The sequence below is a fragment of the Pseudomonas eutrophicaquae genome (assembly GCF_023544715.1).
Taxonomy (GTDB): domain Bacteria; phylum Pseudomonadota; class Gammaproteobacteria; order Pseudomonadales; family Pseudomonadaceae; genus Geopseudomonas.
Window position 1 is genome coordinate 1 of the sequence record NZ_JAMJEZ010000026.1, and the last position, 15159, is coordinate 15159.

Below are 15159 nucleotides of genomic sequence, written 5' to 3' on the forward strand. Positions count from 1 at the left end.
TCCCCCGGCACTCGGATGCCAGGAGTTGTGCTCGTCACTGCCTGGCTCAGCTCGGATGTGTGTTTTTAGAGGTACCCCAAAATCGCGTATGCCGCATGATTTGGGGTATTGGGTTGCCGGATTAATAAAAATGAGAATCCCTGTGAAATTCGGTAATCAGCCTGCGGGAAGGGGCGGATTTGAACGCTCAAGAATGATCAATTGCCCTTCCAGGCGCGCCAGCTCAACATGCAAGCGCTGCTCTTGTTGCTGTCGTTGTTCAATCTGCCGTTGATGTGCGACAGCCTGTTGCTCCATGACGTCATTTACCTGAGCGATCTGTTGCTGCAGCACCTTGATCTGCGCAACATGCTGTTCAAACGATACCGTCAATCGAGTGTGTTCAGTGTGCAGCTGCTCTGTCCGCAAACAAGCCTGTTCATGCTGTTGACGCAGCGCTTCGTTTTCACGCTGCAATCCACGCCAGTCACTCAGCAAACGCTCGTTATCACGATTGAGTTGCAGGAGCTCATCCTGGCGTACGGCCAGCACTTGCTGCAGCTGACGAGCTTCGGCATGCACGCTCTGAAGCTGAGCTTCGTGGCGATGCAAATCCTGTTCGCGCTGGCTCTGTACAGCCGCGCGGTAATGCTCCAAGGCAGCACGGGCATGCTGATGTTTCTCCTCCAGAGACAAGACTTCCCGCTCACGCTCCTGCAGACGTAACTGCTGCTCATGCTGCAGCTGATCCAGGCGAGCCAATTCTATTTGCTGCTGGGCATACGCTTCACGCAGGGCAGCATGGGCTGCTTGCTCTGTCTCCAGGCCGCCTTGCACAGCCGCCAATAATGCCGTCTGTTGATCGTGTTGTTGACGCAGCGCCAAGATCTGCGCCTCAAGCTGCGCGGCCTGTTGTGCATGATTCGCAGCAGCGTTCGCGATGCGCTCATCCGCCTCCTGATTCAAGCGCTCAGCCAAGCGTGATACCAGATCCGTCAAGGCTTCACTGATCTGATTGCCCATGGAACTCTGCGGAGAATCTTCGTCTATCTCCCGTAAATAGCGATGAATTGTGGTCTTTGAGCCGGTGTTTCCCATTTCGATGCGTACCGCATCGATGCTGGGATGCTCCCCGCGGTCCAGCAACGCCTGCCGAGCCTTTAGAACCAACGCTTTACTGATGCCACCACGAGCCATGCTGCCCCCATTATTTCATACTGTTTTACGTACCACGTAATTTCATGCTAAATTAACAGAATTTAGCTAGATAAAAACCATAAATCACACACGCGATATTGTAGACTTATCACGTGTGATGGCTGTTTTTTCCCCGAAAAGGCCTCAGGCAGTACAGAAAACCACTGGGTAAAGGAGGAGGGCGTGACTGACATTGAGCGCTACCTGCGGGCAGCAAGCCGTGAGAACACGCGCCGTAGCTATCGAGCGGCCATCGAGCATTTCGAGGTGAGCTGGGGAGGTTTTCTGCCGGCCACTGCCGAGAGCGTTGCGCGCTATCTCGCTGCCTATGCCGGGCAGCTGTCGGTAAATACTCTGAAAATTCGCCTGTCTGCCTTGGCTCAGTGGCATAACAGTCAGGGCTTTGCCGATCCCACCCGTAGCCCGTTGGTACGCCAGACGCTCAAGGGCATCCGGGCAGTGCATCCGCAACGGGAAAAGCAGGCCGAGCCGCTGCAACTGAGGGACCTGGAGCAGGTAGCGATAACGCTGCAACAGCAGGCAGAGCAGGCCATCCCGGCTGCAGATCGGCCGATGCTGCTCAGAGCCCGGCGCGATGCGGCGCTGCTGCTATTGGGCTTCTGGCGTGGCTTTCGCAGTGATGAGCTGTGTCGATTACAGGTCGAAGACCTGCGCATCGAGCTGGGTGCGGGCATGACGCTGTATCTGCATCGCAGCAAGACCGATCGCGACAATCTGGGCCGTGAATACCAGGTACCCGCGCTGCGGCGTCTCTGTCCGGTGCAAGCCTGCCAGGAGTGGCTGAGCTGCAGCGGACTGCAGCACGGGCCGCTCTTTCGGCGCATCGACCGCTGGGGGCACCTGGCAGAATCCCCGCTGCACAGCAACAGTATGATCACGCTGCTGCGCCAGGTGCTGCAGCGTGCCGGCATTGATGCACAGCGCTACAGCAGCCACTCGCTGCGCCGTGGTTTTGCCAGTTGGGCTACCGCCAACGGCTGGGATCTGAAGGCGCTGATGACCTATGTCGGCTGGAAAGACATGAAATCAGCGCTGCGTTATGTAGAAACTTATGGCCAGTGGCAGGGGCTGAGCCTGCAAGAGGCTGCAGCGCTCACTGTACTGCCTGAACCACCGAACTGAGCGCGCTCAGTCCTTGAGGCGCAGATGTTTCACCGAATGCGCGCGCTGCTCATCGAGGCTGTTGTAGTACGTATTTTGTGTCGTGCTCAGGCTGTTGTGACGCAGGTCAGCCTGCAGATCCTTCATGTCGCGGCGCGGTGCATCAAAGGTGGCGGAGGTGTGTCTCAGCCAGTGCAGGGAGGCTGAGCGCAATTGGTCAACTTCATCCTCGCTCCAGCCTTCACTGATCATACGCGCTAGGCTGCGGTCGAATACCTCCTGCAGCAACAGGCGGATATGACGATCAGACAGGCCTGCACGACCATCGAGCGTGCTCAGCAGCGGGCGGGTTTCCTGGGGCGAGGGCAGGGCCGGCAGGTTCAAATGGCGGCGGTAACGGGTCATGTAATGCTGGATGTAATCATCCCGGACGCTGATTTTGGCTGCCTTGTTGCCTTTACCGACCACATGAAACCACCAGTTACCCATGCTGTCGCGCCGAAAGTCGCCCATGGTTGGCTGCCAGTTATCCCGCCCAACCAGATCGGACACCCGCAGGTACATGGCAAACAAGGTCGCCAGGATGAAGAGTGTGCGTTCGTGGCGCGGGTCTTCATCGGCCATGTATTCGGCGCACTCGAGCACATAGTTCCACTGCAACGGCGTCAGCGAGCGCCCGGATACATCCACGGTATTGCGCTGCTTGTAAACGGACTTTTGGCGGATGGCCCGGAACGGGTTGACCTCGGTCAGGCCTTCATCAATGGCGTGCTGGAAGAAGCTGCCACACACGGCAAAGACCTGAGCCACTGAGCCTTGAGACATCCGATAGGGTCGCTGTTCGGGGGCTTGTGCATCCTCAAGACCGAGCGCGCGGTCCCGCTTGGGCACGCTGTAGCTGAAGGGGCGCCAGAGTGGATTGACTTGCCAGCTATCCGACTCCAGACGTTTACGGCCACCCACGCGAGTGAAGCGTGACTTGACTACCGGGCCAATCCAGTCACGGGACGGCTTCAGGCAAAACTCCATAAAGGCTTCAGCATCACGGCGGCGCAGCGCCAGGAGCGGCTTTTCGGCGATCAGCAAAGACCACAGCAGAAGCCGCTCAACATGGGTGCGGTATGAATTGTAGGTAGCCTCATTGCCGGCATAAGACTTGAGAAACCCCCGGACCGCCAGATAGCCATGTACCGCATGCAGGGAGTCCGGACACGCCTTAAGCCAGTCACGCACCAGCGGAAGCTCGGCGTCCAGATTGAGAAAATTCAGTTCGATAAAACGTGCGTAGGTTTCAAACAAAGGTGTGGGCAGATGGGTCATGGCATGCGGTATCCGTGCAGCAATGCGTGATCAGAAACAGCGCTCAGATGTCGACTAACGACGCGGCGAATGCAGTATATACAATATCCGGGTCTGGCAGTTATCGGATATTGCATTTATACAACTGACGAGCAAATGGTCCTTTGTTGCCTCATGCAAGTCCTGCACACCTCCGCATTCTCCGGTTTGTGTTTCCAGATCCTCGCCTAGACTTTGCTGCATGCTGGCATTGTCTGACAGGAGTTTGGCATGTGGCACTCATCGATTTCTCAGGCGATCCCACCCTTGACGCAGGCACCGGCCAATCGCTGCGGTGACTGCCTGGTACGTCACCGCTGCTTGCCACCGTCTCTGCCAACCGACGAGCTGCACCAGTTCGCCGCACTGCTGACACATCGCCGTCCTCTGCAACGTGGCGACCACCTGTATCGTGCCGGTGATCCGCCACACAGCCTGTTTGCCATACGCAGTGGCGCGCTGAAAACCTACCTGATCGATGATGACGGTCACGAGCAGATCACCGGATTTCATCTGCCCGGCGAGCTGATTGGGCTCGATGCCATTGGCCTGGATCGTCACCCCAGCTTTGCTGCTGCACTGGAAACGACCAGTCTCTGCCAGTTATCGCTGGTTCAGCTCGAAACACTGCACGAGCCGCTGCCGAATCTGCGTAGTGAACTGCTGCGCATCATTAGCCGCAGCCTGCATGCGGAGCATCGCCTGCTTCATCTCAATCACCGCAGTGCCGAAGATCGCTTGGCAGGCTTTCTCCTCGACCTGAGTGAGCGTTTTGCCCGGCGCGGCCTCTCCCGCCACTGTTTTGTGCTGCCAATGAGCCGTTGTGACATTGCCAATTACCTGGGGCTGACCAGTGAAACGGTGAGCCGCCTGTTGGCACGTTATCGCCAGCGTGGCTGGCTGCACATCGAGGGTCGGGAAGTTCGCCTGAATACGGATTTTGACCTTCCTGTCCTCACTGAACACTGCCCCCTGCCCTGATTACTTTCTCGCTTCGGGGTATCTTATTTTTTAGATAAGATATAATTATGTTAAATGATTTTCAAAGGAGCGCAGGGGGCTTGATCTTGATCAAGCTATCCTCGCATCCACAGCGCACTCTGCTTTCATTGCCCGGCAATTCGGGCTTTTGGATGGAGCCATTGCAATGAGCGAACAAGAAACCAAGCCCGTCACAGCCAATGAAGACGACAAGAAAACCGCACTACATCCTCTGACCAGTCTGCGGCGCCAGGTTGATCGCCTGTTCGAGGACTTCGATAACAATTTCAAGCTGCTGCCGTTTGGCCGCAAACCCTTCAACAGTGATTCCTTCTGGAATCGCGAGTTGTCTTTAAGCCGCCTGCCCGCCGTCGATGTCGTCGATAAGGGCACTGCGTATGAGCTGAGTGCAGAACTCCCAGGGATGGATGCCCAGCATGTCGAAGTGCGCGTAGAGAACGGCCTGTTGCTCATCCAGGGTGAAAAGCGCGATGAGCACGAGGAACGCAAACAGGATTACTACCTGTCCGAGCGCCACTACGGCAGCTTCCAGCGCAGCTTCGCCCTCCCCTCAGGCGTCGACAGCAATGCCATTACGGCACGCTTTGCCAAAGGCGTACTGACACTGACCCTGCCGAAAACCACGACCGACACCCCCGCCACCCGCACAATCAGTATTCAGGCCGAGGACTGATCGTGCAGAACATCCTGCCGCCAAGCTCCGGCTCGCGCGGCAGGATTCCCACAAGGGTTTGGTGTTTTTTCCTCGCTTCGCCGCGCGATGATCTTTACTGATCCATAACGGCATTGAGCAAGGAGACACCCCGTGGCCGCACCCCATGCCCTGCTGCCCGAGCAGCTCTACCATCCCTGCCATGAATTGCCCCCGGAGCTGGCAGGCAGCGAGGATCTGGACGATCTGCCGCTAAGCCCCGGTCAGGAGCGCGCCATGGGTGCGCTGCACTTTGGCGTGGCCATCGCCCATGAAGGCTACAACCTGTACGTGATGGGCTCGCCCGGGCTTGGCAAACATGCCATTGTCCGCCAGCTGCTGGAGCAGCAACCCCTGCAGGGCGAGCCGCCCAGCGACTGGTGCTACGTCAATAACTTCCGCACACCCCACAAGCCCCGGGCCCTGCGGTTGCCGGGCGGTGTCGGGCGCCCCTTGCAGAATGCAATGCGCACCTTGGTGCAGACTTTAGCCTCGGTACTGCCAGCCGCCTTCGAGAGCGACGAATACCGCAACGCTTTGCAAGGACTCAAGGATCGCTTCAAGCACGAAGAAGAGACGCTGATCAATGCCGTCGAGGCAGAAGCCCGCGCTGCCCGCATCATCCTGATGCGCACCCCGACCGGCTTCACCCTGGCCCCGATGCGCGATGGCGAGGTCATCGATGCCGAAGCCTACGACAAGCTCTCCCCTGACGAGCAGCAGACCATCGAGGATGACAGCGAGCGTATCCGCCAGAAATTGCGCCATGCACTGCAGCAGGCCGCTACGGCCAGCCGCAACCACGAGCAGCAGGTCGAGCAGCTCAACCAGGCCGTGACCCGCGCAACCGTGGAGCGCCAGTTTGTCGATCTGGAAGCGCAGTTTGGTCATCTGGACGGCGTCGCCGCGTTTCTTGCCGAGGTCAAACAGGACATCATCGAGCGCGGTCTTGAGCTGTTCAGCGCTGCACCAGCCGACAAATTGCTCGATCGGCAGCGTCTGACGCCTTTCAACCGCTATCTGGTCAACCTGCTGGTCGATAACAGCGACTGTCAGCGCCCGCCACTGGTTTATGAGGATTACCCCAGCTACCAGAACCTGCTCGGGCGCATCGAACATCAGGCGCAGATGGGCGCCCTGCACACCGACTTCACCCTGATCAAAGGCGGCGCCCTGCACCGCGCCAATGGCGGCTACCTGATCCTCGATGCCCGCAAGCTGCTCACCCTGCCCTTTGCCTGGGATGCGCTGAAACGCGCCCTGCAGGGCCACGAACTGCGCATCCAGTCGCTGGAGCAGATCCTCAGCCTGGCCAGCACCATTTCCCTTGAGCCTGACCCGATTCCCCTGTCGGTCAAGGTGGTGCTGATCGGTGATCGCACCCTCTACTACCTGCTCACCCAGTACGATCCGGAGTTTGCCCTGCTGTTCAAGGTGCAGGCCGACTTTGCCGAGGACCTGCCGCGCAACGCCGAAAACACCCTGCTCTACGCCCGCCTCATCGCCACCCAGCAGCGCCGCGAACAGTTGCGACCACTGGAACGCAGCGCGCTGGCCCGCCTGATCGAACAGGCCGCCCGCGAGATCGAGGACGGCCAGCGTCTGTCCCTACACCTGCAGGGTCTGCTGGATCTGCTGCGCGAAGCCGATTACTGGGCCGGCCAGCAGCAACAGGCGCGCATCGGCGCCGAGGCCGTCGAGCAGGCGGTGAATGCCCGGCGCCTGCGCGCCGATCAGGTCCGCGAGCGGCAGCTGGAGGGCACCTTGCGCGGGCTGCGGCATGTGCAGACCGATGGCCACTGCATCGCCCAGATCAACGGCCTGGCGGTGTTTCAGCTCGGCAACCACGCCTTCGGCCATCCGGCGCGCATCACCGCCAGTGCCCGGCTGGGCGATGGCAAGCTGATCGATATCGAGCGCGAGGTCGAGCTGGGTGGCGCGCTACACAGCAAAGGGGTGCTGATTCTCGCCGCGTGCATCGGTCAGCGCTTTGGCCAGCGGCAGCCGCTGTCGTTCTCGGCCAGTCTGGTGTTCGAGCAGTCCTATGGCGGCATCGATGGCGACAGTGCGTCGGCCGCCGAACTGTGCGTACTGCTCTCAGCACTCGGCCAACTGCCGCTGCGTCAGGATCTGGCCATTACCGGCTCGGTCGATCAGCATGGGCGCATCCAGGTGATCGGTGGCGTCAATCAGAAGATCGAAGGCTTCTTCGAGCTCTGCGCCGCCCGCGGCCTGACCGGCCAGCAAGGCGTGATCATTCCTGCCGGCAATCGCCAGCACCTGATGCTGCGCCGCGAGGTAATCGAAGCGGTACGGGACGGACGTTTTCATCTCTACGCCATCGACAGCATTGATGAGGCGATGAGCCTGCTGTGTGACCGCCCGGCCGGCACCGCGGATGCCGAAGGCAATTTCCCGGCGGATACGGTCAACGGCGCCGTACAGGCACGCCTGCTGGCCTTCAGTGCCGCCCGTCAGGGCTTTGCCCATCCCTCCCCGAGCCTGCCCGATGCCGTGGCCGGGCCCGGCGCTGACTGAGTCCCCAAGGAGCCCGGGCATGGACAAGAAGCTGCACTGGAACGTCTGGTACTTCCTGATCGCCTTCAGCCTGTTGCTGGCGTTGCAGAACCTGTGGCGTGACCAGCAAGGCAGTGAAACCTTGCCCTACAGCGAGTTCTTGCACCTGCTCGAACAGCGCAAGGTCACCGATCTTCGCATCAGCGGCGAGCAGATCAGCGGCACCTTGCTGGAGCCGATCAACCAGCACAGCCACTTCACCACCACGCGAGTCGACAGTGCGCTGGCCGAAAGCCTGGCCGCCCATGACGCGCGCTTTACGGCCGTGCGGCAGAACACCGTCCTGAGCACCCTGCTCTCCTGGCTGCTGCCAATGCTGCTGATCTTTGCCTTCTGGAGCTTTTTGCTGCGGCGCATGGGCGATCGGCAGGGCTTTGGCGGCATGGTCAACGTCGGCAAGTCGCGGGCGCGGGTGTATGTCGAGCGGGATACCGGGGTGACCTTCGCGGATGTTGCCGGTATCGACGAGGCGCGCGCTGAGCTGGAGGAGGTGGTGTCCTTCCTCCGCGATCAGCCCCGCTACAGCCGTCTGGGGGCGCGCATTCCCAAAGGCATCCTGCTGGTCGGCCCACCGGGAACCGGCAAGACCCTGATGGCCCGCGCGGTAGCCGGTGAAGCCGGGGTGCCGTTCTTCTCGATCTCAGGCTCTGAGTTTGTCGAGATGTTTGTCGGCGTGGGCGCCGCGCGGGTGCGTGATCTTTTCGAGCAGGCACGCAAGGCCGCGCCCTGCATCATCTTCATCGACGAGCTGGATGCGCTGGGCAAGATGCGCGGTGTCGGCGCCTTTGGCGGCAACGATGAAAAGGAGCAGACCCTCAACCAGCTGCTGGCCGAGCTGGATGGCTTCGATCCGCGTGAGGGGGTGGTGTTGCTGGCTGCCATCAACCGTCCGGAAATCCTCGATCCTGCGCTGCTGCGCGCCGGACGTTTCGACCGGCAGATTGTCGTCGATCGGCCGGACCGCAAGGGGCGGGTCGAGATCCTGCAGGTACACCTCAAGCGCATCCAGCACAGCGAGGCGATCGAGGCCGAGCAGATTGCCGCGATCACCCCGGGCTTTACCGGCGCCGATCTGGCCAATCTGGTCAATGAAGCGGCGATCATGGCCACCCGCCGCCGGGCCGCCACCGTGGAGATGGAAGATTTCACCCGCGCGGTCGAACGTCTGGTGGCCGGTGCCGAGCGCCACGGCCGGCTGCTGCAACCCCATGAGCGTGAGGTCGTGGCCTTCCACGAGATGGGCCATGCACTGGCCGCCAGTGCGCTGCCGGGCATGGATCCGGTGCACAAGGTGTCGATCATTCCGCGAGCGATCGGCGCGCTGGGCTATACCCTGCAGCGCCCCACCGATGATCGCTTCCTGATCACCCGCCGTGAGCTGGAAGACCGCATGGTGGTGCTGCTGGCCGGGCGGGCCGCCGAGCAGCTGCAGTTCGGGGAAATTTCCACCGGCGCAGCGGACGATCTGGCCAAGGTCACCGATATCGCCCGGCAGATCGTCACCCGCTTTGGCATGAGCGAGACCCTGGGCCAGGCCGTGCTGGAGCGCCAGAGTAGCCATTTTCTCGGCGAGAACCTTCTTGGAGTACGGGAGAAAGACTACGCCGAGCAGACCGCGCGCGAGGTGGATCTAGCGGTGCGCGAGCTGATCGCCAGTGCCTATGCCCGGGCGCTGGCGATTCTGGAGCAGCGCCACACGCAGCTGATCCAGGGCGCCCGGCTGCTGCTGGAGCGAGAGACCCTGACCCCGGAGGATTTTGCCGCGCTGCGCCCAACCAAGGTCAGCGCGCCGCACGGATCACCCGACGGTCAGTAATCGCGCTTGTAGAAAATATCCAGCGAGCTGGCCAGGCCACTGGCGGCCTCCAGGTACAGCTTGCGGCTCAGCTCGTAGCGCAGCGCCAGGCTGTTGACCGGCTCGAATACCCCAACCCCGTAACGCAGACTGAGGTTGGGCGCAAGGTAACCACTGGCCACCACACTGGAGGTCAGCCCGGAGCCTTCGCTTTCCAGCTGGAAATCCTGAATCCCCAGACGATCAGCCAGTGACCGGGCAACCGGCGCGCCCCCGGCCAGCCCGAGGGCCAGCGCGGCCTGCCCGACCATGTTGTCATCACCACCGCTGCCCAGGGGGCGTCCCAGAACCAGGTAGGACAGCGCCTGCTCCTGACTCATGGCCGGGTCCGAGAACACCTGTGTCAGCGGTGCATCACTGCGCCCGGAGAGGCGCAGGCCCGCGGTCACATCGCCCACCGTGCGCACGGCTTCGATATCCAGCAAGGGCTCGCTGACAGGGCCGGCGAACAGCAGGCGCGCCCGGCGCAAGGTCAGACGCTGGCCATAGGCGCGATAGCGGCCGTTTTCCAGGGTCAACGTACCGCGGCTGTCGAGGTTGTCACGGATGCGCAGGTTGCCCTTGAGGTCCGCCGTCAGGCCAAAACCGGCAAAACTCAGCCGCTCAGCGCCCAGTGCGATGCGCAGATCCATACGCAGTGGCAGCGTGCTGGCCGGCTCCTCTGCCCCGACGATGCGGGCATCCTCCGAGACGCGCACCGCTTGCTCGGGCAGCTCGCGCACCCGAATACGCCCACGCGGCACGGCAATCCGCCCACTGAGGCTCACCGCGCCCTCATTCAGAGCAATCTGCAGATCCGGCTCCACCTCAACCTCAGCATACGGCTCGAGGCTGGCCGGCAGACGGCTGCCGCGCAGATTCAGCACCATCGCCAGTTGCGACGCCCAGCCCAGCTCGCCCTCCAGGCTACCGCGGCCGTGCTCACCGCTGCGCCAGTGCCCCTCCACACGGGCCTGTTGGCCGTTGATATCGAGGCTTAGCTGCAGGTCTTCGATCGGCAGCGGCAGATCGCCACCGCCAGCCCGCCCTTCACGCAGGCGTAACTGGCCATTGACCACTGGGGCGAGCAGGCTGCCCGACAGTTGGCCGCCGCCGTCAATGCGCCCCTCCAGTTGCTCGATCTGGGCAATGAACGGGCGTGCCAGGGCCAGATCCAGTGCGGCAATGCGGAAATTGCCGGACAGCGGCCGATTGCCAGGGCGCGGATCGATGCCCAGCGTCAGCGCCAGCTCACCCAGCAGAGGGCCGCTCAGCTGCAGCTGACTGTCGATGCGCTGCGCACGCAGACGGCTATCCAGGTACAGGGATTGATAGGCGATTTCCTGCCAGCGCCCGCCCTCAAATTCGCGCAGGCGCAACAGCCCCTGACCGGCGTCCAGATGCAGACGCCCCGCAGGGCCACCGGCGGCCAGATCCAGCGAGACATCGCCCTCCAGCAGTCCCTGCATGGCAAAGCCTTCCGGCATCAGCGCAGCCAGTCGCGCCAGCTGGAACGCCCGCAGGCGCAGACGCAGTTGCGGATCGGGCAGCAGGCGCTGCGCCTCGGCACACAGGCTGGCTTCGTCAGATTGCCAGCAATGGGCACCCAGATTGATCTGTCCGGCGCGGGTGCGCTCAAGCCGAGCCGGCGCCTGCAACTGCCAGTCAAGGCCTGCCGCAGCCAGCTGCGCACGGGCCAGTTCGCCGCGCCAGTGCTGCAGACGGTCCAGCCCGCCCTGCACGCGCAGATCGGCGGCCAGTGGCTCGCCCTGCAGCTGCAGGGCGAGGCCATGCCGGGCCAGCGTGCCGGAGGCCTGGGCGCTGAGGGTACCAAAGGCCGTATCACCGCTGCGCAGGCGCTCGGCCTTGAACTGCAGACGGCCGCGCTGCTCAGGCTCCAGCACCGCCGCCAGGCTCAGGCGGGCAAGGCCAGCCTCCAGATACCCCAGGCGGCGTCCGTTCAAGTTCAGCTGACCCTGCGGGGCCGCCGGAGTCCCGGCCAGCTGCAGATCGCCATTCAGGTTGCCGCGCAGCCCTGGCCAGAGCTGATCGAGACGTTTGAGCGCCAAATCCAGACGCCCCTCCAGACGGGACGCCCAGCGGCCCTGGCCGTGGAGGCGGTTATCGCCGAGCTGCAGGTCGAGCCCGTCCAGCTGCCAGTCCGCGGCGCGGCCCTGCAGATGTCCCGCCAGCTTCAAGGGCTGACGCCGCAGATGACCCTGCAGATTCCACTGCGCCTCGGCCTGCAGCGCCGCTTGCAGACGGCCACGGCTGCTGATCTGCCCACCCAAACGCCCGGGCAGATCAGCCAGCCAGTAGGCGGGGTCAAGATCAGCCAGCTTCAGCGCCGCATCCCAGCCCAGTCCCTCAGTAAACGCCAAGGCCAGCGTGCCGTCCGCATGGCCGCTGCCCGCCTCCAGCCGCAGTGCGGGCAGGCGCAGCGCCGTGTGGCTGCCCTCCAGGGGGCTGTGCAGGCGCAGCGGCCCGGCAGGCCCCTGCAGGCGAATATCGAAATCACCACGGTAACGCTCGGCCGCATACTCCAGCTGGGCGCTCAGGGCCTGCAGACCCACCTCCACGCCCTCCAGCGGGTAAAGTTGCTGCCAGTCGAAAGCATCAGCCTGTAGCCGCAGCGTGGCGCTCAGTGCCTCCTGCCAGCCCAGCTGAGCGGACAGCTGCAACGCGGCACCGGCGGCATCGCGCAGGCGCAGCTGCTCGATCTGCGCACCCTGCGCATCGACACGCCCTGCAAGATTCAGCGCCACCGGCTGATCGCGCCCGGCTAGCTGGCCGCGCCCCTGCACGGCAAAGCCCTGCTGCAGATCCCCGGTTGCCTCAAGCGTCAGCTGCGACAACCGCAGAGTCGGCGGCAGGCTGGCACTGGCGAGAAAATCGCTGACCTGCACACGCAGCGCCAGCGGCAGCCCTTCTTCCAGCGGCACCAGCCAACCGCCCAGCTCAGCCTGCAGATAGCCGCTGCTAAGCGCTTGCAGCTCAAGCCGCTGGGCCAGATTCCCCTCCAGTTCGAGGCCGATCTGCCAGGGGCGCCCTTCCATCGCCGGTAGCTGTAGCGTGGCCCGCGCCTGCAGCGGCCAGTCACCGTGGGGCTGCAGCGTCAGGCTCTTGAGCTGTACCTGCAGGGCATCACGGCGCAGCGTCAGCTCAGACAGATGCAGACCGCTCTGGGTCAGCTGCGCACTCAGGGCCAGATCGCGCAGTTGCTCGTTGCCCTGCAGCAGCAGACGCCCCAGCGCCAGCCGGCCGATCTGTACCTCCAGGGGCAGGTGGATCTGCGGCAGCGGCAAGGCAGCGGCCGGTTCGCTCGCGTCCGCGGGCGGCAGCGTTAGCGCTAGCTCAGCCGCCTGCAGCTCATCCACACACAGCCGACGCTGCCATAGACAGCTCAGGCGCAGCGTGGCGCGCGGCTGCTCAAGGGTCAGCGCCGTGCGGCCATCCGTCCAGCTCAGGCGCTCTGCCGTCCAGTGCCCGTAGAGCGGGCCAGTCCAGCCCTCAAGACTCAGCCCCGGAACCTGCCCCAAGAGCCAGCGACTGCCACGCTCGCTGGCCGGCAGACTCAGCAGCACTGCCAGCGCCAGCCCGATCACCAGCAGCAGCGCCAGCAGTCCCTGGCCGATCCGTTTCAACGCGCCACTCACAGTTCAGGCCCCATGGAGAAGTGAATGCGAAACCCTGCGCCCTCATCGCTGTCCAGCCCGTGAGCGAGATCAAGGCGCAGCGGCCCGACCGGAGAAATCCAGCGCACCCCAAACCCGACCCCGGTCTTGAGCGCGTCACTCGGGTTGTCGAAGGCATTGCCGTGATCGACGAAGCTGGCCAGGCGCCAGCGCTCGGCCACCGGATACTGGTATTCGAGGCTCCCCACCGCCAGATAGCGCCCGCCGACGCGCTCGCCGCTGTCATCGCGGGGTGAGAGGGTCTGGTAGTCGTAACCGCGCACACTCTGATCGCCGCCGGCAAAAAAGCGCAGTGACGGAGGCACGGCCGCGAAATCATTGGTGGCCACCGCCCCCAGCTGCAGACGCGCCAGCAGACGATGACCACCGCTCAGGGTGGTCAGCCCCTTGGCCTGCAGGTTGAGGTGCAGCAGATCGACATCGGAGAGCAGGCTGCGCTGGGCGCCGACCAGATCGGCCTGTAGGCGCCAGCCACGGCTGGGGTCGATCTTGTTGTCACTCACGGTGCGGGAGAAGGCAATCCCCGGCAACAGCAGGCTGCTGCGCCCCTCATCCTCGCCCACCCGGTAGTCCTCCTGCTCCCAGCGCAGCGAGACCACCCGCGTCCACTGGTTGCTCAACTGGCTCTGCCACTGGCTGCCCAAGGTCAGACGGCGGCTATCGGTGTCCAGCAGGTTCTCCTGCTGATAACCGGTGGTGAAGCGCAGGCTGTCGCTCAGCGGCGGATCCAGCGGGATCTCGTACCAGGTGCTGAGGTTCTGCCGGGGCGCGGAGAACTCGAAATCCGCGCCCAGGCGGTGGCCACTCTCGCCGCGCCAGTGCCGGGTCCAGTTGCCACGCAGGCGCGGGCCCACGTCGGTGGAATAGCCAAGCCCCACGCCCAGGGTGCGCGGCTTACGCGCCTGCAGGGTGACGCGCAGCGGAATGCGCCGTGCCTCAGCCTGCTCGGCATGGGCATCAATGCGTACATCGCTGAAGTAGTTGCTGGAGAGCAGCGCCTGATTCAGCTCGGCGATGCGGTCGGAGTCGTAGGGAATATCGCGGCCAAACGGCACCATGCGCTGCAGCAGATCGTCCTCGAACGGGGTATCGCCCTCGAACTGCACCGCCCCCAGCCGGTAGCGGGCGCCACTGACGTAGATCAGACGGATATCCGCAACGCCCTCGGCCGGATCAACGCTCAGGATCTGCTCGACAAAGCGACCATCGAAGAACCCGTAACGCAGCGCCTGGTTGGCGATCAGCCGTTTGGCGTCTTCATAGGCGCCGTGATCGAGCACGGCACCGGGCTTGAGACGCTCGCTGGAGGGCTGGCGGAACGCAGCCAGCGCCGCCGCCTCGCCCTCAACGCGAATCGCCACCTCGCGCAAGCGCACCGGCTCCCCGCTCGCGATGCTCAGCCGCAACCGCGCCTCCTCGCCCTCACCCCGCACCTCGCTGCGGATACGCGCACGATAATGCCCCAGCGCCTGCAGCGCCTTGCGGGCCTCGCGCTCGGCATGCCGGGCAAAACGCCGCAGCGCCGGCGCATCACGCTCACCCAGCGGGCCGATATGGGCCTCGACGTTTTCCTGCAGGGCCTTGTTGGCTGGCGTCAGCCGCACCTCCAGCTCCGCGGCAGCCAGCGGGCTGCAAGCCAGGCTGCCGGCGAGGAGGAGGCCGAGCCCCTGGCGATGTCTGTATCTGTTCATGGGAGGGGATCCTAGCACGCCCGGATGCCGCCT

General features: G+C 63.4%; 9 protein-coding genes. 5 read left to right on the forward strand and 4 right to left on the reverse strand.

Annotated elements, in window-relative coordinates; genetic code table 11:
- Positions 1–156 precede the first annotated feature (156 nt).
- The gene (locus tag MXC11_RS10545; protein WP_250010152.1) at positions 157–1176 is read right to left on the reverse strand and encodes a DNA-binding protein; all 1020 of its coding nucleotides are present in this window, start codon (positions 1174–1176) and stop codon (positions 157–159) included.
- Positions 1177–1359: 183 nt separating this feature from the next.
- Here MXC11_RS10545 and MXC11_RS10550 point away from each other — a divergent pair, with 183 nt between their 5' ends.
- On the forward strand, positions 1360–2319 hold the full coding sequence (locus MXC11_RS10550) for a site-specific integrase (protein ID WP_250010153.1): 960 nt from the start codon (positions 1360–1362) through the stop codon (positions 2317–2319).
- Between the two features lie 6 nt (positions 2320–2325).
- On the opposite strand, the gene MXC11_RS10555 is transcribed toward MXC11_RS10550, so the two are convergent.
- Positions 2326–3618: a tyrosine-type recombinase/integrase gene (locus MXC11_RS10555; RefSeq protein ID WP_250010154.1), complete on the reverse strand. Its 1293-nt coding sequence runs from the start codon at positions 3616–3618 to the stop codon at positions 2326–2328.
- Between the two features lie 249 nt (positions 3619–3867).
- Between MXC11_RS10555 and fnr the strand changes: the two genes are divergently transcribed.
- The 4 genes from fnr to ftsH all read left to right on the forward strand — a co-directional run bounded on the left by fnr (position 3868) and on the right by ftsH (position 9722).
- Entirely contained in the window at positions 3868–4617 is a 750-nt protein-coding gene (gene fnr, locus MXC11_RS10560; protein ID WP_250010155.1) for a fumarate/nitrate reduction transcriptional regulator Fnr, read from the forward strand.
- A gap of 166 nt (positions 4618–4783) precedes the next feature.
- A complete protein-coding gene (locus tag MXC11_RS10565) occupies positions 4784–5311 on the forward strand; it encodes an Hsp20/alpha crystallin family protein (protein WP_250010156.1) in 528 nt (175 codons plus the stop codon).
- Between the two features lie 132 nt (positions 5312–5443).
- Positions 5444–7867: a Lon protease family protein gene (locus tag MXC11_RS10570; protein WP_250010157.1), complete on the forward strand. Its 2424-nt coding sequence runs from the start codon at positions 5444–5446 to the stop codon at positions 7865–7867.
- Positions 7868–7886: 19 nt separating this feature from the next.
- Entirely contained in the window at positions 7887–9722 is a 1836-nt protein-coding gene (gene ftsH / locus MXC11_RS10575; RefSeq protein ID WP_250010158.1) for an ATP-dependent zinc metalloprotease FtsH, read from the forward strand.
- Here ftsH and MXC11_RS10580 read toward each other — a convergent pair.
- Both MXC11_RS10580 and MXC11_RS10585 read right to left on the reverse strand, forming a co-directional pair.
- Positions 9716–13384 carry a translocation/assembly module TamB domain-containing protein gene (locus tag MXC11_RS10580; RefSeq protein WP_250010159.1) on the reverse strand — a complete coding sequence of 1223 codons (3669 nt, stop codon included), beginning with the start codon at positions 13382–13384 and terminating at the stop codon, positions 9716–9718. The genes ftsH and MXC11_RS10580 overlap by 7 nt on opposite strands.
- A gap of 8 nt (positions 13385–13392) precedes the next feature.
- Positions 13393–15126 (reverse strand): autotransporter assembly complex protein TamA, encoded by a 1734-nt coding sequence (locus MXC11_RS10585; protein WP_250010160.1) that lies wholly within the window; start codon positions 15124–15126, stop codon positions 13393–13395.
- Positions 15127–15159 lie beyond the last annotated feature (33 nt).

Excerpts from the sequence above, each read along its gene's own strand:
- MXC11_RS10585 (WP_250010160.1), bottom strand. The coding sequence starts at position 15,126 with ATGAACAGATACAGACATCGCCAGGGGCTCGGCCTCCTCCTCGCCGGC.
- MXC11_RS10545 (WP_250010152.1), bottom strand. The coding sequence starts at position 1,176 with ATGGCTCGTGGTGGCATCAGTAAAGCGTTGGTTCTAAAGGCTCGGCAG.
- ftsH (WP_250010158.1), top strand. The coding sequence starts at position 7,887 with ATGGACAAGAAGCTGCACTGGAACGTCTGGTACTTCCTGATCGCCTTC.
- MXC11_RS10555 (WP_250010154.1), bottom strand. The coding sequence starts at position 3,618 with ATGACCCATCTGCCCACACCTTTGTTTGAAACCTACGCACGTTTTATC.
- MXC11_RS10565 (WP_250010156.1), top strand. The coding sequence starts at position 4,784 with ATGAGCGAACAAGAAACCAAGCCCGTCACAGCCAATGAAGACGACAAG.
- fnr (WP_250010155.1), top strand. The coding sequence starts at position 3,868 with ATGTGGCACTCATCGATTTCTCAGGCGATCCCACCCTTGACGCAGGCA.